Origin of the sequence: Burkholderia contaminans, assembly GCF_029633825.1 — a bacterium.
Lineage (GTDB): Bacteria > Pseudomonadota > Gammaproteobacteria > Burkholderiales > Burkholderiaceae > Burkholderia > Burkholderia contaminans.
In genome coordinates this window covers 3,161,763-3,183,084 of record NZ_CP090640.1, presented here as the reverse complement: position 1 = coordinate 3,183,084, position 21,322 = coordinate 3,161,763, and the positions used below count along the sequence as shown (strand labels likewise).

General features: G+C 66.2%; 19 protein-coding genes. 13 read left to right on the top strand and 6 right to left on the bottom strand.

Translation table 11 applies throughout. The features are described from left to right. Positions 1-36: 36 nt before the first annotated feature. Positions 37-2,283: a DNA repair helicase YoaA gene (gene yoaA, locus LXE91_RS14820; RefSeq protein WP_039360219.1), complete on the top strand. Its 2,247-nt coding sequence runs from the start codon at positions 37-39 to the stop codon at positions 2,281-2,283. A gap of 120 nt (positions 2,284-2,403) precedes the next feature. Here yoaA and LXE91_RS14815 read toward each other — a convergent pair whose 3' ends face one another. Next, positions 2,404-3,228 (bottom strand): outer membrane protein assembly factor BamD, encoded by an 825-nt coding sequence (locus LXE91_RS14815; RefSeq protein ID WP_039360216.1) that lies wholly within the window; start codon positions 3,226-3,228, stop codon positions 2,404-2,406. Between the two features lie 41 nt (positions 3,229-3,269). Here LXE91_RS14815 and LXE91_RS14810 point away from each other — a divergent pair, with 41 nt between their 5' ends. The 8 genes from LXE91_RS14810 to LXE91_RS14775 all read left to right on the top strand — a co-directional run bounded on the left by LXE91_RS14810 (position 3,270) and on the right by LXE91_RS14775 (position 11,641). After that, on the top strand, positions 3,270-4,478 hold the full coding sequence (locus LXE91_RS14810) for an RluA family pseudouridine synthase (protein ID WP_039360213.1): 1,209 nt from the start codon (positions 3,270-3,272) through the stop codon (positions 4,476-4,478). A gap of 6 nt (positions 4,479-4,484) precedes the next feature. Continuing rightward, positions 4,485-5,324, top strand: a complete 840-nt coding sequence (pgeF, locus tag LXE91_RS14805) for a peptidoglycan editing factor PgeF (RefSeq protein WP_039360349.1) — start codon at positions 4,485-4,487, stop codon at positions 5,322-5,324. 360 nt (positions 5,325-5,684) lie between these two features. Beyond that, positions 5,685-7,550: a class I poly(R)-hydroxyalkanoic acid synthase gene (gene phaC, locus LXE91_RS14800; protein WP_039360210.1), complete on the top strand. Its 1,866-nt coding sequence runs from the start codon at positions 5,685-5,687 to the stop codon at positions 7,548-7,550. A 98-nt stretch (positions 7,551-7,648) separates the two neighbouring features. Then, entirely contained in the window at positions 7,649-8,830 is a 1,182-nt protein-coding gene (locus LXE91_RS14795) for an acetyl-CoA C-acetyltransferase (protein WP_046197065.1), read from the top strand. Between the two features lie 135 nt (positions 8,831-8,965). Next, a complete protein-coding gene (locus LXE91_RS14790; protein WP_027784565.1) occupies positions 8,966-9,706 on the top strand; it encodes a 3-ketoacyl-ACP reductase in 741 nt (246 codons plus the stop codon). A gap of 119 nt (positions 9,707-9,825) precedes the next feature. Next, complete coding sequence (gene phaR / locus LXE91_RS14785) at positions 9,826-10,392, top strand: polyhydroxyalkanoate synthesis repressor PhaR (RefSeq protein ID WP_006485265.1); 567 nt, start codon at positions 9,826-9,828, stop codon at positions 10,390-10,392. Positions 10,393-10,532: 140 nt separating this feature from the next. Continuing rightward, entirely contained in the window at positions 10,533-10,796 is a 264-nt protein-coding gene (locus tag LXE91_RS14780) for a hypothetical protein (protein WP_046543497.1), read from the top strand. A 68-nt stretch (positions 10,797-10,864) separates the two neighbouring features. Beyond that, positions 10,865-11,641 carry a lysozyme inhibitor LprI family protein gene (locus LXE91_RS14775; protein ID WP_234037629.1) on the top strand — a complete coding sequence of 259 codons (777 nt, stop codon included), beginning with the start codon at positions 10,865-10,867 and terminating at the stop codon, positions 11,639-11,641. Positions 11,642-11,768: 127 nt separating this feature from the next. Here the strand turns inward: LXE91_RS14775 and LXE91_RS14770 are convergent, their stop codons facing one another. The 4 genes from LXE91_RS14770 to LXE91_RS14755 all read right to left on the bottom strand — a co-directional run bounded on the left by LXE91_RS14770 (position 11,769) and on the right by LXE91_RS14755 (position 15,256). Further along, complete coding sequence (locus LXE91_RS14770; protein WP_039357809.1) at positions 11,769-12,017, bottom strand: hypothetical protein; 249 nt, start codon at positions 12,015-12,017, stop codon at positions 11,769-11,771. Between the two features lie 116 nt (positions 12,018-12,133). Further along, a complete protein-coding gene (locus LXE91_RS14765; protein ID WP_157644965.1) occupies positions 12,134-12,316 on the bottom strand; it encodes a hypothetical protein in 183 nt (60 codons plus the stop codon). Positions 12,317-12,548: 232 nt separating this feature from the next. Next, positions 12,549-13,895, bottom strand: coding sequence for a M16 family metallopeptidase (locus LXE91_RS14760; RefSeq protein WP_039357811.1), 1,347 nt, complete (start codon positions 13,893-13,895; stop codon positions 12,549-12,551). Then, positions 13,892-15,256 carry a M16 family metallopeptidase gene (locus LXE91_RS14755; protein WP_082139438.1) on the bottom strand — a complete coding sequence of 455 codons (1,365 nt, stop codon included), beginning with the start codon at positions 15,254-15,256 and terminating at the stop codon, positions 13,892-13,894. Before LXE91_RS14755 ends, LXE91_RS14760 begins: the two co-directional genes overlap by 4 nt. A gap of 771 nt (positions 15,257-16,027) precedes the next feature. On the opposite strand from LXE91_RS14755, the gene rimO reads away from it, so the two are divergent. From rimO to LXE91_RS14735, 4 genes are all read left to right on the top strand, one after another. Then, positions 16,028-17,389 carry a 30S ribosomal protein S12 methylthiotransferase RimO gene (gene rimO / locus LXE91_RS14750; RefSeq protein WP_039357817.1) on the top strand — a complete coding sequence of 454 codons (1,362 nt, stop codon included), beginning with the start codon at positions 16,028-16,030 and terminating at the stop codon, positions 17,387-17,389. A gap of 3 nt (positions 17,390-17,392) precedes the next feature. After that, positions 17,393-18,319, top strand: coding sequence for a sugar kinase (locus LXE91_RS14745; RefSeq protein WP_039357821.1), 927 nt, complete (start codon positions 17,393-17,395; stop codon positions 18,317-18,319). A gap of 110 nt (positions 18,320-18,429) precedes the next feature. After that, positions 18,430-18,972 carry a hypothetical protein gene (locus tag LXE91_RS14740; RefSeq protein WP_039357823.1) on the top strand — a complete coding sequence of 181 codons (543 nt, stop codon included), beginning with the start codon at positions 18,430-18,432 and terminating at the stop codon, positions 18,970-18,972. Between the two features lie 113 nt (positions 18,973-19,085). Further along, complete coding sequence (locus LXE91_RS14735; RefSeq protein ID WP_039357826.1) at positions 19,086-20,267, top strand: cystathionine beta-lyase; 1,182 nt, start codon at positions 19,086-19,088, stop codon at positions 20,265-20,267. Positions 20,268-20,354: 87 nt separating this feature from the next. Here LXE91_RS14735 and serB read toward each other — a convergent pair whose 3' ends face one another. Then, positions 20,355-21,200, bottom strand: a complete 846-nt coding sequence (gene serB / locus LXE91_RS14730) for a phosphoserine phosphatase SerB (RefSeq protein ID WP_039358006.1) — start codon at positions 21,198-21,200, stop codon at positions 20,355-20,357. Between the last annotated feature and the right edge of the window lie 122 nt (positions 21,201-21,322).

The window sequence follows — 21,322 nt, the reverse complement described above, 5'->3', positions numbered from 1 at the left end:
GGCGCCGCCCGGGCGCTGGACACAGGAACGCTTGCCTTGAATTCACCGCTTGAAGCCACCCCCGATGCCCGGCGCGACGTGTCGCCTGCCGGGCGCGCTCGTGCGCCCGAAGGCGCCTTTGAGCTGAGCCGCAAGCGCGTCGACGAACTCGACACGATCTTCGGCGAAGGCGGATTGCTGGCGCGCGCGCTGGACGGCTATCGGCCGCGTACGTCGCAGATCGAGATGGCGCGCGCCGTCGCGTCCGCGATGGAAGCGTCCGCACGCCGCATGCCCGAGCCCGAGATCTTCGAAACCCGCAAGCGGCCGGCGCGTCGCCTCGGCGACGGCGACAAGGCAGCCGAAACGGGCGCGGACGCCGCGGCAACCGAAGTCGACAGCGATGCCGGCGACAACACGCTGATCGTCGAGGCCGGCACGGGTACCGGCAAGACCTACGCATACCTCGTGCCCGCGATGCTGTGGGGCGGCAAGGTGATCGTGTCGACCGGCACGAAACACCTGCAGGACCAACTGTTCGCGCGCGACATCCCGACCGTGCGCAACGCGCTCGCGGTGCCGGTGTCGGTCGCGATGCTGAAGGGCCGTGCCAACTACCTGTGCCACTACTACCTGCAACGCACGGCCGACAACGGCCGGTTGCCGTCGCGGCAGGATACGGCCTATCTGCAGGAAATCGTCCGTTTCGCGAAGATCACGAAGAGCGGCGACAAAGCCGAGCTCGCGAGCGTGCCGGAAACGGCGCCCGTGTGGTCGATGGTCACGTCGACACGTGACAACTGCCTCGGCCAGGAATGCCCGCATTACAAGGAATGCTTCGTGATGCAGGCGCGGCGCGAGGCGCAGCAGGCCGACGTCGTCGTCGTCAATCACCACCTGTTCTTCGCGGACATCATGCTGCGCGATACGGGGATGGCCGAGTTGCTGCCGAACGCGAACACGGTCATCTTCGACGAAGCGCACCAGTTGCCCGAAACGGCGACGCTGTTTTTCGGCGAGACGCTGTCGACGACGCAGATCCTCGAGCTCGCCCGCGACACGGTGGCGGAAGGCCTGAGCCACGCACGCGACGCGGTCGAGTGGGTGAAGCTCGGCGGCGATCTCGAGCGCGCGGCGCGCGACTTGCGCCTTGCGTTCGCGAACGACCAGATCGTCCGCATGTCGCTCGCCCAGCTCGGCGACGATCACCCGATGTTCGGCGCGCTCGATGCGCTCGAGGCTGCGCTCGACGCGCTGGCGTCGGCGCTTGCCAGCCAGGCCGAGCGGGCGGAATCGCTCGGCGCGTGCCTGCGGCGCGCACGCGAGCTGCAGGACCTGCTGGCCGGCTGGGTCGCACCCGGCGCGACGGAAGCGGCGGCAAAGGCCGACGCAACAGCGGCCGGCGACAAGGCGGCATCCGACGGCGATCCGAACGAGAAGGTGCGCTGGGTCGAAGTGTTCGCGCATACGGTCCAGCTGCACGAAACGCCGCTGTCGGTCGCGCCGATCTTTGCCAAGCAGCGCGCGGGCGTGCCGCGTGCCTGGGTGTTCACGTCGGCCACGCTGTCGGTGCGCGGCGACTTCACGCACTATGCGGCGCAAATGGGCCTCAGCTCGCGTCGCTCGATGACGCTCGCAAGCCCGTTCGACTACCAGTCGCAAGGGCTGCTGTACGTGCCGCGCAACCTGCCGCAACCGTCTTCGCCGGCGTTTACCGATGCCGTCTTCGACGCCGCGCTGCCGGCGATCGAGGCATCCGGTGGCGGCGTGTTCATGCTGTGCACGACGCTGCGCGCGGTTGACCGGATCGCGTCGAAGCTACGCGACGTGATCGAGTCGCGCGGCTGGAACACGCCGCTGCTCGTGCAGGGTGATGCAAGCCGTACCGAACTCCTCGACCGCTTCCGCGCATATGGCAACGCGATCCTGGTCGGCAGCCAGAGTTTCTGGGAAGGCGTCGACGTGCGCGGCGACGCGCTGTCGCTCGTCGTGATCGACAAGCTGCCGTTCGCGCCGCCGGACGATCCGGTGCTGGCCGCGCGGCTCGACGCGCTGACGAAGAAGGGGCTGAGCCCGTTCGCCGTGCACCAGCTGCCGCAGGCCGTGATCACGCTGAAGCAGGGCGCGGGCCGGCTGATTCGCGCGGAAACGGATCGCGGCGTGCTGATGATCTGCGACACGCGGCTCGTCGACAAACCCTACGGGCGCCGGATCTGGCAGAGCCTGCCGCCGTTCAAGCGGACCCGCGAGATCGCGGTCGTTCAGGACTTCTTCGACGAGCACCGTTCGGCAAAGCGCTCCTGACGGTGCGTGCGGCGAGCGTCGCGCGATTGCACCGGTGCCGCCTGAATGCGGCGCCAACAAAAAACCCGGCTCGATGGCCGGGTTTTTTGTTCGTGCAGCGCGGGCTGTACGGTGCGTTCGTCAGAACTGCCACCACGACTTCTTCGAGCCGGGGCGCGAGTGGCCCGTGACGTACGGACTGTCGGGGAACGTGCCGGCGAGCACGCGCTTCGTGTCCTCGGCGAGTTCCGGCTGGTTCAGCTTGCCGTACGACAGGATCATGATGTGCAGCGCGTCCTCGATCGCCGGGGCGCCCTTGTAGTCCTTGATCGCGAGCTGGGCACGGTTGATGGCCGCGACGTAGGCGCCGCGCCGGTAGTAGTAGTCGGCAGCGTGCACTTCGTGCGATGCGAGCGCGTTGACGATGTAGCGCATCCGCGCGGCGGCGTCGGGCGCGTACTTGCTCTTCGGGAAGCGGTCGACGACGACCTTGAACGCATCGTACGATTCGCGCAGTGCCTGCGGATCGCGCTCGCTCATGTCCTGGCCGGAGAAGCGGCCGAACAGGCCGAGATCGTCGTTGAAGTGGATCATCCCCTTCAGGTAGTACGCGTACGGGATATCCGGATGATCGGGGTGGAGCTGGATGAAGCGATCGACGGCCTGGTCGGCGGCGGCCGCTTCGTTATCCTTCCAGTTGCAGTATGCAACGTTGATCTGCGCCTGCTGCGCGAAATGGCCGAACGGATCGCGACCTTGCAGCGATTCGAAATATTTCGCGCACTTGCCCCAGTCGCCACCGGACAGTGCGTCCTGGGCCTCTGAGTATAATTTGTTGTTCGACCAGGTAGCCGTCTCGTCCTGCTTCTGCGGCAAGCCGTGGCAGCCGGCGATGAGGGCCGCGGCCGCTACCGCCGCAGCCCGGGCGGCGACGGTTCTGGCCGTGCGTTTGGTCGAATTCATCATGCTCGCATGTCCTAGCTTCAAGTCTCGGTGACCCAGTCTAAATGACCCGTTCAAGTTCGCAGAATGCCCAGCCGGGCACACCAAATCGCGAAGATTATAGCCCAAGCGATCGGCCCGCCGACGCTGCCTCGGGGGATTCCCTCGATGACGATCTGACTGGCGACGCAATGCAGCCGCCCGTCGTGCCGTCCGCAGCGGTCGATGAAGCACCGCGCGTCGTCGAAGTGCCGATGTCGCTTGCGGGCGAGCGCCTCGACAAGGCGCTCGCCCAACTGTTCCCCGAATTCTCGCGCAGCCGCCTGCAGAGCTGGATCGAGGCGCAGCGCGTGCTCGTCGACGGCGCGCCGGCGAAGATCCGCCAGCCGGTGCCGCTCGGCGCGAAGATCGAACTCGTGCCCGACCTGCTCCCCGAGCAGCTCGCCTTTACGCCGGAGCCGGTGCCGCTCGACGTGATCTACGAGGACGATGCGCTCGCCGTCATCAACAAGCCGGCCGGCCTCGTCGTGCATCCGGCCGCCGGCAACTGGAGCGGCACGATCCTCAACGGGCTGCTGCATCGCTACGGTGATGCGGCGGCCGGCCTGCCGCGTGCAGGGATCGTCCACCGGCTCGACAAGGAGACGTCGGGCCTGATGGTGGTGGCGCGCACGCTGGCCGCGCAGACGGACCTCGTGCGCCAGTTGCAGGCCCGCACGGTGAAGCGCCGCTATTTCGCGCTCGTGTGGGGCACGATGCCCGAGGAAGGCACGATCGACGCGCCGATCGGCCGCGATCCGCGCGAACGCACGCGCATGGCCGTCGTCACGGGCGCATCGGGCAAGCCCGCGCGCACGCATTTCCGCACGGTTGACACATGCCTGTGGCAACGTCAGCCGGTTTCGGCGATCCAGTGCGATCTCGAGACCGGTCGCACGCACCAGATCCGCGTGCACTGCGCGCACGCCGGGCACCCGCTGCTCGGCGATCCCGTGTACGGGCGCGCGCGCGGCAAGCGCTCGGTCACGCCGCTGCCGGACGGGTTCGCGCGGCAGGCGCTGCACGCATGGCGGCTCGGTCTCGTGCATCCGGTCACGGGCAAGGCGATGCAATGGCGCTGCCCGCTGCCGGACGACATGAACGCACTCGTCGCGGCGCTCGGTTTCGGGCAGGGTGACGAGGAATTCGACGACGACGACGGTGTCTACGATGATGACGATTTCGGCGGCGAGTATCACGATGACGAGCCGTACCTGGACGATGAGGAGGAGTGAGTGCCGATGACGAACCTGGCGCCGTTGACGTGGCAGGACTGCGTGCAGCCCGACTGGCAAGTGTCGCCGCGCGTGCGCGCGCTGATCACGACGCGTGACGGCGGCGTGAGCGAAGGCCCGTACGGGCGCTGGCAGGGCGGCGACGCGCTGCCGGGCGGGATGAATCTCGGCCTGCATACCGGTGACGACCCGGCCCATGTCGCCGGGAATCGCGCGCGCTTGCTGGCGCTGGCAGGCCAGTCGAATGCTGCCTGGCTCGAGCAGGTTCACGGCGCGCAAATCGTCCGAGCGGACGAGGTGATCGCGGCGGCGCCGATGGCGACGGCGCCGGTGCGGGCCGACGCGAGCGTCACCGACCGGGCGGGTGCCGTGTGCGTCGTGATGGTCGCGGATTGCCTGCCCGTGCTGCTGTGCGACACGCAGGGCCGCGCGGTCGGCGCCGCACATGCGGGCTGGCGCGGGCTGGCGGCCGGCATCGTCGAGCAGACCGCGGCGCGTGTCGCGGCACTCGCGGGCGGTGCGACGGACGCGCTTCATGCGTACCTCGGGCCGGCGATTGGCCCGCGGGCGTTCGAGGTGGGCGCTGACGTGCGTGACGCGTTTCTCGACACGGCTCCGCAGTCGGAGCATGATGAAACCCGGCTTGCGTTCGTCGCGATCGATGGCGCGCCGGGCAAGTTTCTCGCCGATCTCTACGCGCTTGCGCGCCTGCGTCTCGCGCGCGCGGGTGTTGCGCACGTGAGCGGCGGGACGGCCTGCACGGTCACCGAGCAGGCACGCTTCTATTCGTACCGGCGCGATCGCGTGACGGGCCGCATGGCAGCAGCGATCTGGCTGGCCGATTGACGGAATGCGCATGCCCGTGGCGTTTATTGCGTCGCAAAATCGGGTTATCTCGATATTCTGGCTGCCACGCCGCGCTGCATTCGCGATTGAATGAAAAATCCCGAAGTCAAGTCGACTCAAATGTTTTATGTTTCGCCGGAACCCTTGTCCCGTCTGTTGTGCGAGGATTATCTCCGTACGGAAATGTTCAGCGGTTTGACATCGCGCTTCACATGGGGAAAACGATAATGATAAAAATACCGCACTGCGGCAGAATCTGGAGACGCCTCTCCAGAGCATGACGGCCCGGCTCGCAGCCGGCATGCCGCGCGCGAGCAGGATTTCACGATAGACGCTCACGAATCACCGGTAAGGCAGGTAATGACAGCATCGAAAAAATCGTCGACGTCCGCTCAGGCGGGCACTTCCCCGGGCAGCATTGGTTTCGATCCGGCCGCCCAGCCGATGCAGCAGATGTTCGAATCGTGGTTGAACGCGTGGCGCGGTTTTGCAGATCCGGCACGCGCCGCGACTGCGTCGGCCACCGTGAATCCGTTCGCGACATTCCAGTTTCCGACATCGTTCCCGTTCCAGATGCCGTCGATGCCCGATTTCGGCGCGATGGCGTCGCCGTTCGCCGGATTGAAGCTGCCGGCTGCCGCGATTCCGCCCGAGCGGCTGCAGGCGCTGCAGGCCGACTATGCGCGCGATTGCATGGCGCTGATGCAGCAGGCCGCCGCGGCGAAGCTGGAGTCCCCCGAACTGAAGGACCGCCGTTTCAGCGGCGACGCGTGGAAGGCGTCGCCGGCGCATGCGTTCGCGGCGGCCTGGTATCTGCTCAACGCGCGCTATCTGCAGGAACTGGCCGACGCGCTTCAGACCGATCCGAAGACGCGCGAGCGCATTCGTTTCACGGTCCAGCAATGGACGGCCGCGGCCGCGCCGAGCAACTTCCTCGCGCTCAATCCCGACGCACAGAAATCGATCCTCGAAACGCAGGGCGAAAGCCTGCGGCAGGGGATGATGAACCTGCTCGGCGACATGCAGCGCGGCAAGATTTCGCAGACCGACGAATCGCAGTTCGTGGTCGGCAAGAACCTCGGGTGTACTGAAGGCGCGGTCGTCTACGAGAACGACCTGATCCAGCTGATCCAGTACACGCCGAAGACGGACAAGGTGTTCGAGCGGCCGCTGTTGATCGTGCCGCCTTGCATCAACAAGTTCTACATCCTCGACCTGCAGCCCGAGAATTCGCTCGTCGCGCATGCGCTGTCGAACGGCCATCAGGTGTTCCTCGTGTCGTGGCGCAACGCGGACGCATCGGTCGCGCACAAGACGTGGGATGACTACATGAACGAAGGCCTGCTCGCGGCGATCGACGCCGTGCAGCAGGTCAGCGGCCGCGAGCAGATCAACACGCTCGGCTTTTGCGTCGGCGGCACGATGCTCGCGACCGCGCTCGCGGTGCTTGCCGCGCGCGGCGAACATCCGGCCGCGTCGATGACGCTGCTTACCGCGATGCTCGACTTCACCGACACCGGCATTCTCGACGTGTTCGTCGACGAGGCGCACGTGCAGATGCGCGAGCAGACCATCGGCGGCAAGAACGGCACGCAGCCGGGGCTGATGCGCGGCGTCGAATTCGCGAACACGTTCTCGTTCCTGCGGCCGAACGACCTCGTGTGGAACTACGTCGTCGACAACTACCTGAAGGGCCGCACGCCGGCGCCGTTCGACCTGCTGTACTGGAACAGCGATTCGACGAGCCTGCCGGGCCCGATGTACGCGTGGTACCTGCGCAATACCTATCTCGAGAACAAGCTGCGCGAGCCGGGCGCGCTGACCGTGTGCGGCGAATCGGTCGACCTGACGCTGATCGACGTGCCGACCTTCATCTACGGTTCGCGCGAGGATCACATCGTGCCGTGGCAGACGGCCTATGCGTCCACGTCGATCCTGTCGGGCCCGCTGAAGTTCGTGCTAGGCGCGTCGGGACACATCGCGGGCGTGATCAATCCGCCGGCGAAGAAGAAGCGCAGCTACTGGGTCAACGACAGCGACCTGCCCGAATCGGCGGACGACTGGTTCGCCGGTGCAATCGAGCATCCAGGAAGCTGGTGGACGACCTGGGTCGAATGGCTCGACCAGTACGGCGGCCGCAAGGTGGAGCCGCCCGCCCAGCCCGGTAACGCGCAGTTCCCGGTGATCGAGCCGGCGCCGGGCCGTTACGTGTTGCAGCGCGATTGACGAAAACCGGACAGCGGCGCAGGCTGTCCGGTGCACCGCAGTTTTTTAACAGGGCCGGTAGCGATGCGCCGTGTCGTGCGGGCCTGGAGGAAAGGGAAATGACGGACGTAGTGATCGTATCGGCCGCGCGGACCGCGGTCGGCAAATTCGGCGGTTCGCTTGCGAAGATTGCGGCGCCCGAACTGGGCGCGACGGTGATCCGCGCGGTGCTGGAGCGTGCGGGCGTGAAGCCCGAGCAGGTCAGCGAAGTGATCATGGGCCAGGTGTTGACGGCCGGTTCCGGGCAGAACCCGGCACGGCAGTCGCTGATCAAGGCCGGGCTGCCGACGGCAGTGCCGGGAATGACGATCAACAAGGTGTGCGGCTCGGGCCTGAAGGCCGTGATGCTGGCGGCGAACGCGATCGTCGCGGGCGATGCGGAGATCGTGATCGCGGGCGGGCAGGAGAACATGAGCGCGTCGCCGCACGTGCTGCCGGGCTCGCGCGACGGGTTCCGGATGGGCGACGCGAAGCTGGTCGACACGATGATCGTCGACGGCCTGTGGGACGTGTACAACCAGTACCACATGGGCATCACGGCGGAGAACGTCGCGAAGGAATACGGGATCACGCGCGAAGAGCAGGACGCGTTTGCGGCGCTGTCGCAGAACAAGGCGGAAGCCGCGCAGAAGGCCGGCCGCTTCGACGATGAAATCGTGCCGGTCGCGATTCCGCAACGCAAGGGCGAGCCGCTGCAGTTCGCCACCGATGAATTCGTGCGTCACGGCGTGACGGCGGAATCGCTGGCCGGGCTGAAGCCGGCGTTCTCCAAGGACGGCTCGGTGACGGCGGCGAACGCGTCGGGGCTGAACGACGGTGCGGCGGCGGTGCTGGTGATGTCGGCGCAGAAGGCGGCGGCACTGGGCCTGACGCCGCTGGCGCGGATCAAGGCGTACGCGAACGCGGGCGTGGATCCGAGCGTGATGGGCATGGGCCCGGTGCCGGCCTCGCGCCGTGCGCTGGAGCGCGCGGGCTGGACGCCGGGCGACCTGGACCTGATGGAGATCAACGAGGCGTTCGCGGCGCAGGCGCTGGCGGTGCACAAGCAGATGGGCTGGGACACGTCGAAGGTGAACGTGAACGGCGGGGCGATCGCGATCGGGCACCCGATCGGCGCGTCGGGCTGCCGGATCCTGGTGACGCTGCTGCACGAGATGGCCAAGCGCGATGCGAAGCGCGGGCTGGCGTCGCTGTGCATCGGCGGCGGGATGGGTGTCGCGCTCGCGGTCGAGCGTCCGTAACCGGCCGTCCGTAACCGGCCATTCGCGACCAGCGAACCGAATCCGTGTGCCGGCCGATTGCAGCTTCGGCCGGCGTCACGTGAAGTCAGAGGGGGCCTCCGGCAGCTCTCGAAACCAAAAAATGGAGTGAGATTTATGTCTCAGCGAATTGCGTACGTAACGGGCGGGATGGGCGGCATCGGCACCAGCATCTGCCAGCGCCTGTCGAAAGACGGCTTCAAGGTGGTCGCGGGTTGCGGCCCGAACTCGCCGCGCCGGGTGAAATGGCTCGAGGAGCAGAAGGCGCTCGGGTACGATTTCATCGCGTCGGAAGGCAACGTCGGCGACTGGGACTCGACCAAGGAAGCGTTCGACAAGGTCAAGGCCGAAGTCGGCGAGATCGACGTGCTGGTCAACAATGCGGGCATCACGCGCGACGTCGTGTTCCGCAAGATGACGCACGAAGACTGGACCGCCGTGATCGACACCAACCTGACGAGCCTGTTCAACGTGACGAAGCAGGTGATCGACGGGATGGTCGAACGCGGCTGGGGCCGGATCATCAACATTTCGTCGGTGAACGGCCAGAAGGGGCAGTTCGGCCAGACCAACTACTCGACCGCGAAGGCCGGTATCCACGGCTTCACGATGTCGCTCGCCCAGGAAGTCGCGACGAAGGGCGTGACGGTCAACACCGTGTCGCCGGGCTACATCGGCACCGACATGGTGAAGGCAATTCGACCGGACGTGCTCGAGAAGATCGTCGCGACGATCCCGGTGCGGCGTCTCGGTGGGCCGGAGGAAATCGGTTCGATCGTCGCGTGGCTCGCGTCGAACGATTCCGGTTTCGCGACGGGCGCAGACTTCTCGCTGAACGGCGGCCTGCACATGGGCTGAGCGTCCGCGCTGCGCGGGCCGGGTGGCCGCGCAGCCGGGCGTTTTCCGAAGGCCCCCGCCTCCCGGATTCGGGCGGCGGGGATTCGTCACTTCCGCTACGCTGCACTCAAAGGCGTTACATGACTACTACAAAGAAGACGGCCGAACGGCTCATCAAGAAGTATCCGAACCGTCGGCTCTACGATACCGAGACAAGCACGTACATTACGCTGACCGACGTGAAGCAACTCGTGCTGGAGCAGGAGGACTTCAAGGTCGTCGATGCGAAATCCAACGAAGACCTGACGCGCAGCATCCTCCTGCAGATCATCCTAGAAGAGGAAAGCGGCGGCGTGCCGATGTTCTCGTCGTCGATGCTGTCGCAGATCATCCGTTTCTACGGACATGCGATGCAGGGCATGATGGGCACGTACCTGGAAAAGAACATCCAGGCGTTCATCGACATCCAGAACAAACTCGCGGATCAGTCGAAGAACCTGTACGAAGGCAATGCGATGAATCCGGAAGTCTGGTCGCAGTTCATGAACATGCAGGCGCCGATGATGCAAGGGATGATGACCAGCTACATCGAGCAGTCGAAGAACATGTTCGTGCAGATGCAGGAGCAGATGCAGAACCAGGCGAAGTCGATGTTCAGCACGTTCCCGTTCAAGCAGCCGGGCGCGTCGGAGCCGGAAAAGAAGTAACGGTTTCGCGGCAGGCCGACCGACGGGCAACCCGTCGACGTCGGTGCCGCGAAGCAACTCGGTGCGGGCCGGCCGATCGTGCGTTCCGGCGCGACGATGTACGGCCGCCGCCTGCCGGCTCCCCTCACCGACGGTCGTTCATGATCGTCGGCACCGAATGCGCGTGCCGGGTTCGGGTGTGCATGATCGTTGTCCAGTCGATCGAGATCCAGTCACCTGCGAAGGAACACCGGGGCGCGCCGTGCCTGACGGTGCGCGTTCGAGCAGGCACGCGTACCATGAGCGGCGCTGCGTGGTGTGGCGTGGAGCTGCCTTCGGCGAAACGCGATACCGGCGCCCGGGCACGACAGGCCGTGATCGGCGATGCTGCCTCGAGGCAGTGCGACCAAGAAAAAACCGACTGAGAGAAAGCATGCGTGGGATTCGAGTGGCATCGGCCGGCCGGCTGGCTGGTTTTGCTTCGATGTTCATGATGGGCATTGGCTTGGCGACACCTGGCTTTGCGATGGATTGCGCGAAAGCCGCGCAGCCGATCGAGAAGCGCATCTGCGCGAGCCCCGCGCTGCGGGCAGCCGACACGCGGATGAATTCGGCGTATACGGGCGCGCTGAAGGCCGCACCGGACACGGCTATCCGCGACATGCTGGTGCGCAGCCAGCGCCGCTGGATCGACGCGCGCAACAAACGTCTCGACGCCGATTACGAAGGTCGTGCGCTCGCCGTCGACGAAGTGCGCAAGGCAATCGATCGGCGCACCGCCGTACTGGCCGATCAATCGAACAAGGGGTTGATCGCGCGTGCGCAGGCCGAGCGCCAGTGGCTCGTGAAATACACGGGTGGCCCGCTCACCGGTTTCGATGCGAACTGCGATTTCATTCCCGACGATGCGACTGGCGCGCACGTTTCCTACGCGTGTTTCGGCGCGGTCCATGTGCAGCATCGCGCGAGGGTCTGCAGCCAGAGTGAGGACTGGGCGACCGGTGCGGTTTATCAGTATCGCTCCGTGAGTGCGGCCGACGGCGGGAAGGTGCGACCGGTGGCGTTCTGCGAAGCGCAGGCGCATGCGAGTGCATGCGACAACGGCGGAAGGCAATCGGCGTGGATGCGTGCCGGGGCGTCCGGTGACGATAACCGTGCTTCAGCGCCGGTAGCCGGGTTGCCGCAACTCGATGCGGAAATGTGGCCCATCGGCGATGGAGACGATGCTTTGTGGTTCGATCGGTGCCTGACGGCTGCGAAGTTTCCGTGAGCGCCGGATTGGATTGGTCTGTTGTATGGGCCCGCGTCAGCGGGCTTTTTTACGTGCTCGTGGTTGGCGGTTCAATACGAGGCGGGCCGGGCGTGGGCGATGGCCGACGTTACCGGCCCGGCTTGTTTCATGCCGGGAATCCTTGCTCGTCGTCGTGCGGCGGCAGATCGAGCACGAGCTTGACCGCGCAGTAGTTTGCCTTGAGCGAAAACACGCGGCCGATCACGAGAAATGTCTGGCGCGAATTCTCGAGCTCGACGAAGTCGCCCGGTTGCGGTACGTGCGCGCCCTGGTCGTAGGAGAAGCTGGTGCTGGTTTGCTCGCCAATGGCTTCGGCTGCGTGTTCGGTGAATTCGATCGTGATGTGGGTGGTCATGCGAGCCCCGTTGGGTAATGGAAGAGAGCGAAGAGAGTGGACGCTGCGATTTTCGCATAGCGACGGGGCGGTTCCGGCGGAATTGTCGGGAAGCGCGGCGTGCGGGTGGATCGCCGTCACTTCGCCGATTTCCAGTCGAAGGCGGACCGCACGGTCTTGGCCGGCACGTTGCGAAGCGCCGGCCAGAGCGGCTTGATCGCCGCCTCATCGTTCGGGAAGTGGCCACGCATCTTGCCGCGCATGGCGTTGACGGCAAGCCGGCAGCCCCTCATCCCGCATCGAACCGACGCGAGCGGCACGCACGTTTCCTATGCGTGTTTCGGCACGGTCCATGTGCAGCATCGTGCGCGCATCAGTAGCCAGAGCGAGGACTGGGCGACCGGCGCGGAATGTCAAAACCGGTCGGTGAGGGCGACTGTCGGCGGGAAGGTGCATCCGTCGCGTTCTGCGAAGCGCAGGCGCACGCACCATCGTGCGATGGCAGCGGCCCGGCCGAAGCCGGGCGGGGCACGGAACGAAGCGAGGCGGCGGTTATTTCGCCGCAAACGTGCCTGCTTCCACCAATGTCATCTTGTCAGGGGCCAGGTACGTGCGGATGACGGTGTTGACCTGCTCGACGGTCAACGCGCGGACGCGCTCGGGATAGGTGTCCAGGTCACTCAGCGGGCGGTCCTGGAGCACCGTCTGGGCGATCATGGCGGCCATCTGCCCGGTGGTTTCCATCGCGACTTGATGGCGGCCGATCATGCCGTCCTTGCGCGCATCCAGTTCCGTTTGGGTAACGCCCTGTTTCCACCAGGCATCCAGAATCCGGCGCGTGCTGGCGACGCCCTTGTCCAGCAGGGGCGGGGCGAAGCTGCTGGTGATGACGAATCCGCCGTCCATCAGGGAGAGCCCGGCCAGGCCGGCGCGGATGCCATAGGTCAGGCCTTCCTTGTCGCGGACCCCTGCCATCAGGCGGCCGGTGAAGCCGTTGCCCAGGATGTTGACAGCCGCGCTGAGGGGCAGGTAGTCGGCATCGTTGGCGCGCAGGTCGATGGCCTGACCCAGCATCACGCTGACGGATTCCTTGTCCCCCATGGCGATGCGCTGCGTGTCGGGACGGCTTGCCTTGCGTGGCGGGCTTTGGCGCACGAGTGCCCGGCCCCCGCTCCAGCCCGCGAAGGCTTCGGTCACCGTGGACTGCAGGCGTCGAGGGTCCGCGCCGCCGACCACGACCAGCGTCATGTGGGCGGGCCCGTAATAGGCTTGATGAAAGGCCTTGACGTCGTCCAGCGTGGCAGCGGCGATCGCTTCGAGCATCCGTTCGCGCGGCACCGGTGCGTTGACGTGGGCATCGGGGTAAATGGCCCGATTCAGCGCCTCGGTGGCCCGAACCGACGGGTTTTCTCCGGCGTTACGGACCGCGGCCTCCAGCCGGCTCTTGGCCTTGGCCAGCTCCTCCGGCTTGAAGGCCGGCAGGCGCAACTGCTCGGCCATCAGGTCGATCAGCGTCGGCAAATCCTTGGTCAGGCTTTGGCCGTGTATGCCGACATAGCCGCCGTCGGTCTGGAACGACAACTGGGCGCCCAGGCTCTCCAGCAGCGCGGAGATCGCCACCTTGTCGCGACGGGTGCTGCCCTCCTGCAGCAACATGCCCGTCAGCAACGGCACGGCGGGATTGGCCGCCTTGCTGGCCGTGTCGGCATCGCCCAGGGGCATCACGCCGGTCACGGACACCATTTCCTGCGGCGACATCGAATAGGTCAACAGCGTGATGCTGCCGGCCTGGGCGCGCACGACGCGGTCGGCGATGCCTGCCTGAGCCGCAACAGGCAGGCATAGCACGGCGAACCACACGAACCACGTCCGCAGATGGTTGAAACGAACATGCTTCATGACGATTTCTCCGGGACGAACCAGCCGGTGGTGCTCTGGTTTTCAATGAGGTACTTGCGGGCTGCGCGCTGCACATCGGCGGGCGTCACCTTTTCCAGTGCTTCAAGCTCGGTGACGTACAGGGTCCAGTCGCCCTGCGAGACCGCGTTGCCCAATCGGGCGGACGTCGAGCGGACGCCGTCGCGCTGGTAGACCTGATCGGCCCGGTAAGGGCCCAGCACCCGCTGGATTTCGTCGCGAGTGACGCCCTCGGTCTTGGTCCGCTCCAGTTCGGTCCAGGCGATTTTCTCGGCCTGCTCGTGTTTCGCGTCGGGCGGCAGGCTGACCGTCACGACGAACGGACCGGGATCGCGCATCGCATGAAAGCCGGCGCCGGCTTGCGTGGCAACCGTGGTGTCGACCAGTGCGCGATACAGCCGGCTGCTCTTGCCCTGGCTCAATACCAGGCCCAGTACGGTCAACGCAGCCGCATCGGGGTCGAGCGCGCGCGGCCCCTTGAAGGCGATGATCAGATTGCCCGTTGCGCCCGCGCGCTTGAGCACCAGCCTTCGCGGCCCCTGCTGCTGCGGCTCTTCGGTCGTGACAGCGGGAATGGCCTTGGGCGCGCGCGGGATGCCGCCGTAATACCGCCTGACCCACCCCAACGCCTGGTCCGGCCGGAAATCGCCGACCAGGATGACGGTGGCGTTGTCCGGCCAGTAGAAGGTGTCGTAGAAACGGCGCAGCGTGTCCACGCTCGCATGCTCGATGTCGCTACGCCAGCCGATGGTGGGATGGTGGTAGGGGTGTGCCTGGTAGGCCGTGGCCATGACCTGCTGGAACAAGGCGGTGAACGGACTGTTCTCGCCTCGCTCGTACTCGTTGCGTACTACCGTCATCTCGCTGGCCAGGTCTTCCGGGCGGAGCAGGAGGTTGCGCATGCGGTCGGCCTCGATCGCGATGTAGCCTTCCAGCGCATCGCGCCCGAGCGTGCCGAAGTAGTTGGTGCGGTCCATCGAAGTGGTGGCGTTGAAGTTCGCGCCCACTCGCTCCATGTAGCTGTTCAGTGAATTGCCGAGCGCCTTGTTGTAGTGCCGGCTGCCCTTGAACATCAGGTGCTCGAGCAGGTGAGTGTCGCCGGTCGTGCCCGCGGCTTCGTTGCGTGAACCCACCCGGTACAACACCTGGAAACTGACCACGGTCGCAGCGGGATCGGGCGCGGCAAGCACGGTAAGGCCGTTGGCATCCAGACGGTATTCGTCGATACCGCCCAGGGAGCGCACGTGGCTAAAGCCCGGTACCTCGACAGGTTGGGCCGTCGCCGTGCCTGCAATCAACGGGCACAGCGAGAGCCAGGTGCATATCAAACGTCGTACTGACATGTAGCGTCCTTTTGTATGGGCAGGATGAACGCGGAAGATCGGGTGCCGGCTCGGCGGTCAGTTGACTGCGATGCGTCGAGCGCGGCGAACGCGAAGTTTTTCATATTCTCCGATGCATGTTGACCGATGGCGCGTTGCGGGGACATCGCAGCCGTGATGCGTTCGTCGACGGCCGTACGTTGCTTGACGGTCGACGCGTAGCGACAGACGGCGCGATCCCCGTTGAACGTGCAGATCACCTGAAAGCGATTGTCGGGCCTGGACTTCTTCAGTGGCGCATCGTCCTTGGGTTTGCCGGCAAACGACGTCGGGAGGAAGCCGATGCGCCAGATTTGACCCCATGCGGCAGTGCAGCCGAGGGGCAGGGAGGCTCGTGCGCAATGCTACTTTGCGCCCCATTATCGTGAAATGAGACGAGTTCGAATGTTTGGGACAGAGCCGGCGCACTCGTCGGCAGGACCCGGCCATGAAATGTCGTGAATGCAGGTGCGCTTTGCCTTCCGCTCGATCGAGAGTCTCACCGGGATCAAAGGAAGCGCGGCGCCGTCGGCGCTTCAAATGCGTCGGTTTCGGACATCGCGTGAGCCGGTCGCGCGGCGATGCACTGTTTCAAAGTGAAAGGGGCGCATCGGGCAGCCGTCGCATGACGGCGCCGCCGGCGCGCCGTGCATCCGATTCGACGGTCGGTGCCGCCGCCGATCGCCTGTTTTGCCTCGCCACCCCTAAATGGCTGTAAACTCACGCTTTTGCTGCCACGCCCCCACATTCCAGATGTCCCAATCCCCCAAAGTAGGGTTCGTATCCCTCGGGTGCCCGAAGGCGCTCGTCGACTCCGAACAGATCATCACGCAATTGCGCGCCGAAGGTTATGAAATCTCCGGCACCTACGACGGTGCCGACCTCGTCGTCGTGAACACCTGCGGCTTCATCGACGAAGCCGTGCAGGAAAGCCTCGACGCGATCGGCGAAGCGTTGACCGAGAACGGCAAGGTGATCGTCACCGGCTGTCTCGGCGCGAAGTCGAGCGCCAGCGGCTCGAACCTGATCGAGGAAGTCCACCCGAAGGTGCTCGCCGTCACCGGCCCGCATGCGGTGGGCGAAGTGATGCAGGCCGTGCATTCGCACCTGCCGAAGCCGCACGATCCGTTCACCGATCTCGTGCCCGCCGCCGGCATCAAGCTCACGCCGCGCCACTACGCATACCTGAAGATTTCCGAAGGCTGCAACCACCGCTGCACGTTCTGCATCATCCCGTCGATGCGCGGCGACCTCGTGTCGCGCCCGGTCGCGGAAGTGATGCTGGAAGCCGAGAACCTGTTCAAGTCGGGCGTGAAGGAACTGCTCGTGATCTCGCAGGACACGAGCGCGTACGGCGTCGACGTGAAATACCGCACGGGCTTCTGGAACGGCAAGCCGATCAAGACGCGCATGACCGACCTGGTCGCCGCGCTCGGCGAACTCGCCGCGCAGTACGGCGCATGGGTGCGCCTGCACTACGTGTATCCGTATCCGAGCGTCGACGAAGTGATTCCGCTGATGGCCGAAGGCCCGTTCAAGGGCCACGTGCTGCCGTACCTCGACGTGCCGTTCCAGCACGCGCACCCGGAAGTGCTGAAGCGCATGAAGCGTCCGGCGAACGCCGAGAAGGTGCTCGAGCGCGTGCAGAAGTGGCGCGAGATCTGCCCGGACCTGACGATCCGCAGTACGTTCATCGCGGGCTTCCCCGGCGAGACGGAAGAGCAGTTCGAAACGCTGCTCGACTTCATCCGCGAGGCGGAACTCGATCGCGTCGGTTGCTTCGCGTATTCGCCGGTCGAAGGCGCGACCGCGAACGAACTCGACGGCGCGCTGCCGGATGAAGTCCGCGAGGCGCGCCGCGCGCGCTTCATGGAAGTCGCCGAGGAAGTGTCGGCGAACCGCATCCAGCGCAAGGTCGGCAAGACCCTCAAGGTGCTGATCGACGAAGTCAGCGACGAAGGCGGCATCGGCCGTACGGCGGCCGATGCGCCGGAGATCGACGGCGTCGTCTATGTCGAGCCGGCGGCGAAGGCATCGAAGCGCTACAAGGTCGGCGATTTCGTGTCCGTGAAGATCACGGGCGCCGACGGCCACGATCTGTGGGGCGAGGTGTAAGCGATGGCCGCCGCATTCCCGGAGATCCTCGCGCTCGGCGAGGCGATGATCGAATTCAACCAGTCGCAGCCGGGCCGGCCTGAATTCCTGCAGGGCTTCGGCGGCGACACGTCGAACTTCTGCATCGCCGCGGCGCGCCAGGGCGCATCGACGGGCTTCGTGTCGGCGATCGGCGACGATCCGTTCGGTCGCCTGCTGGCCGACATGTGGCGCGCGGAAAACGTCGACACGACGTACGTGCGCGTCGACCGCACGGCGCCGACCGGCGTGTACTTCGTCACGCATGGCGCCGACGGTCACCAGTTCGACTACCTGCGTGCGGGCTCGGCTGCGAGCCGCTATGCAACAGGTGATCTGCCGCTCGATGCCCTGGCCGCCGCGAAGGCCGTGCACCTGTCGGGCATCAGCCTCGCGATCAGCACGGCGGCGTGCGATGCCGCATTCGCGGCGACTGACCACGCTCGCCGCCACGGCGCGAAGGTCAGCTTCGACACGAACCTGCGCCTGAAGCTGTGGCCGCTGCCGCGCGCCCGCGCGGTGATGCGTGAGGCGCTGCGCCAGACGGATATCTGCCTGCCGAGCTGGGACGACGTGACGGCACTGACGGGCGCGAACGATCGCGACGCGATCGTCGATGCGATGCTCGAACACGGGCCGCAGGTCGTCGCGCTGAAGCTCGGCAAGGACGGCGCTTACGTGGCGACGCCGAACGAGCGGCGCGTCGTGCCGGGCTTCGCCGTTCAGGCTGTCGATGCGACGGGCGCGGGCGACTGCTTCGGCGGCGCTTTCGTCGCGCGGATCGTCGCGGGCGACGATCCGTTCGCGGCGGCGCGTTATGCGAACGCCGCGGCGGCGCTGTCGACGACGGGCTACGGCGCGGTCGCGCCGATTCCGCACCGCGATGCGGTGGAGCGCCTGATGCAGGGCTGACGCGGCATGCGCACGCCGGCCACGGCAATGCGCTCGTGACGATGTGCATTGGCGGCGGGCAGGGCATCGCCGCGATTTTCGAGCGAATCTGAAGCAAGGAGCAACACAAGGTGGGTCGATATTCGCAATGGCAACGGGCGCTCGTCGTCGCGGGCGCACTGGCGGCGGGCACGGCGCTGCCGGGCGCCGTCGCCGCGCAGGCCGTCGCGCCGGGCGCGCAGCAGGATGAACCGGCAATGGCGCGGCCGCTGAAGCCGAATCCCGAGTTCGCCCGCCTGCCGCGCTACGAAGGCACGCTCGGTGACCGGCCGATCGTCGTGCATCTCGGCCCGAAGACGGACGAGGAAGGCGTGCACGGTGAATACCAGTTCGCCGATACGGGCGAGGTCGTGCTGCTCGCGGGCGATCGCGACGGCGACACGCTGGAAATCGAGGAATCGAACGACGGCACGAACATCACGGGCGTGTGGATCGGCCGCTTCGACGCGACAGGTGCCCTGAAAGCCGACCGGATGAATTCGGACGAGTCGGATCCGCAGCCCGTCGTGCTGCGTCTCGCGCCTGGCAAGCGCGCGGCGCTGCAGGTGCGCGACGGCCGCGTGCAGGAAATCGAGACGGTGGGCGGCATCGTCAATCTGCGCACCGACGACTGAACCCGCGCTGGCTCGGTGCGCGCGGCGCGCATTGTACCGGGCCAATTGCGCCGATTTTGGCTAATCTAGCTGCATATTCCGCAACCGAACGGCCTCGTGCCCGGCTTCCAGTCATGACTGCATCCACTCCCAAGCGCGCACTGCAAACCCGCATCGTTCAACCCGACGACGTGATCCCGGAAGGCTTCCGTTCGTTCGTGCCGCCGGTCGCGCGCGCGTCGACGGTCGTGTTTCCCGATCTCGCGACGATGCGTGCGCTCGTCTGGCACAACGACAACCAATGGCGCTACGGGCTGCACGCCACGCCGACGTCGCTCGCGCTCGCGCAGCGGCTCGCCGAGATCGAGGGCGGCTCGCATGCGCTGCTGCAGCCGTCGGGTCTCGCGGCGATCATGAACGTCTACTTCGGGATCGTGAAAGCCGGCGACGACGTGCTGATTCCGCACAACGTGTATGGGCCGAACGCCGATTTCGGCAACTGGCTCGCGAAGGATTTCGGCATCACCGCGCGCTTCTACGATCCGCTGATCGGCGCCGGCATCGCCGACCTGATCCAGCCGAACACGCGGCTGATCTGGATCGAGGCGCCCGGCTCGGTGACGATGGAAGTGCCGGACGTGCAGGCGATCACGGCGGCCGCGAAGGCGCGCGGCATCGTTACCGCGATCGACAACACCTTTTCGGCCGGGCTCGCGTTCAAGCCGTTCGAACACGGCGTCGACATCTCGGTGCAGGCGCTGACCAAATACCAGTCGGGCGGCAGCGACGTGCTGATGGGCGCGACGATCACCGCGAATGCGGAACTGCACGCGAAGCTGAAGCTCGCGCGGATGCGCTGCGGCGTCGGCGTGTCGGTCGACGATTGCTCGCTCGTGCTGCGCAGCCTGCCGAGCATGCAGGTGCGTTTCGACGCGCACAGCAAGAGCGCGCTTGCGCTCGCGCAATGGCTGAAGGCGCGGCCGGAGATCGCGGCGGTATTGCACCCGCAGATCGCCGATTGCCCGGGGCACGCGTCGTTCATGCGCGACTTCACCGGCGCGGGCGGGTTGTTCTCGGTGGTGTTCGACGAACGCTACAGCGCGGAGCAGGTCGACCGCTTCGTCGAGTCGCTCGAGCTGTTCGCGATCGGCTGGAGCTGGGGCGGCGCGTGCAGCCTCGCGATGCCTTACGACGTCGCGTCGATGCGCCCGGACTGGGCGCATCGCGGCACGCTGGTGCGTTTCTATGTCGGCCTGGAAGATGAAGCCGACCTGCGCGCGGACATCGAGCGCGCGATGCAGGCCGCACTGGGCTGATCGCCAGCCGATCACGGCCTTCGGAAAAACAAAACGCCGGCGCGATGTTGGATCGCGCCGGCGTTTTTCATTTCGGATTCCGCGGGATCAGAACAGCCGCAGCAGCCCGTCGAGGCCGACGTGATCGAACGCGACCGTCGCCGCATCGCGCACGACGGGCTTCGCGTGGTATGCGACCGACAGCCCGGCTTCGGCCATCATCTTCAGGTCGTTCGACCCGTCTCCCATCGCGATCGCACGGCTCGGCTCGAGGCCGAGCGACGCGCACGTCTCGCGCAGCAGGCGCGCCTTCACGTCGGCGTTGACGATCTCGCCGAGCACCTTGCCGGTCAGCTTGCCGTCGACGATCTCGAGCGTGTTCGCATGCGCGTAGTCGAGGCCGAGGCGGGCCTTCAGCCGTTCGGTGAAGAACGTGAAGCCGCCCGATACGAGCAGCGTCTTCATGCCGGCGGCCTTTACGCCGGCGAGCATCTTCTCGGCACCCGGCGACAGTTGCAGCCGCTCCTCGTACACGCGTTCCAGCGCATGCGCGTCGAGTCCCGCCAGCAGGGCGACCCGGCGCGTGAGGCTTTCGTTGAAGTCGCGGATCTCGCCGCGCATCGACGCTTCGGTGATCTCGGCGACCTGCGTTTTCAGCCCGCAGAAATCGGCGATTTCGTCGATGCATTCGATCGTGATCAGCGTCGAATCCATGTCCATCACGGCGAGCCCGAAATCGCCGAGCGAGAGGCCGGCCTCGACGAACGCGAAGTCGAGCGCGTGCGTGCCGCAGTAAGCATCGATGTCGAGGCGTTGCGCCGGGTTCGCGTTGTCGATCCGCAGCGCATGATCGTCGGTCTGCACGATGCGGGTGCCGCGCGACAGCGCGAGCAGCGGGGTGTGATGGGCGTCCGACAGCGGCGCAAGGCTCTGGATGACGAGGTTGTGGGTCATGACGGGATGGTTGGGAAGCGAATGAAATGCGTAGGCGGCCAACGGGCAGCCGCCTGCCGATGCGGGCCCCGTCCGGCGTCGGGCCCTTGCGTGGCGAACGCGCCATTGTAGCCGGTTGGCCG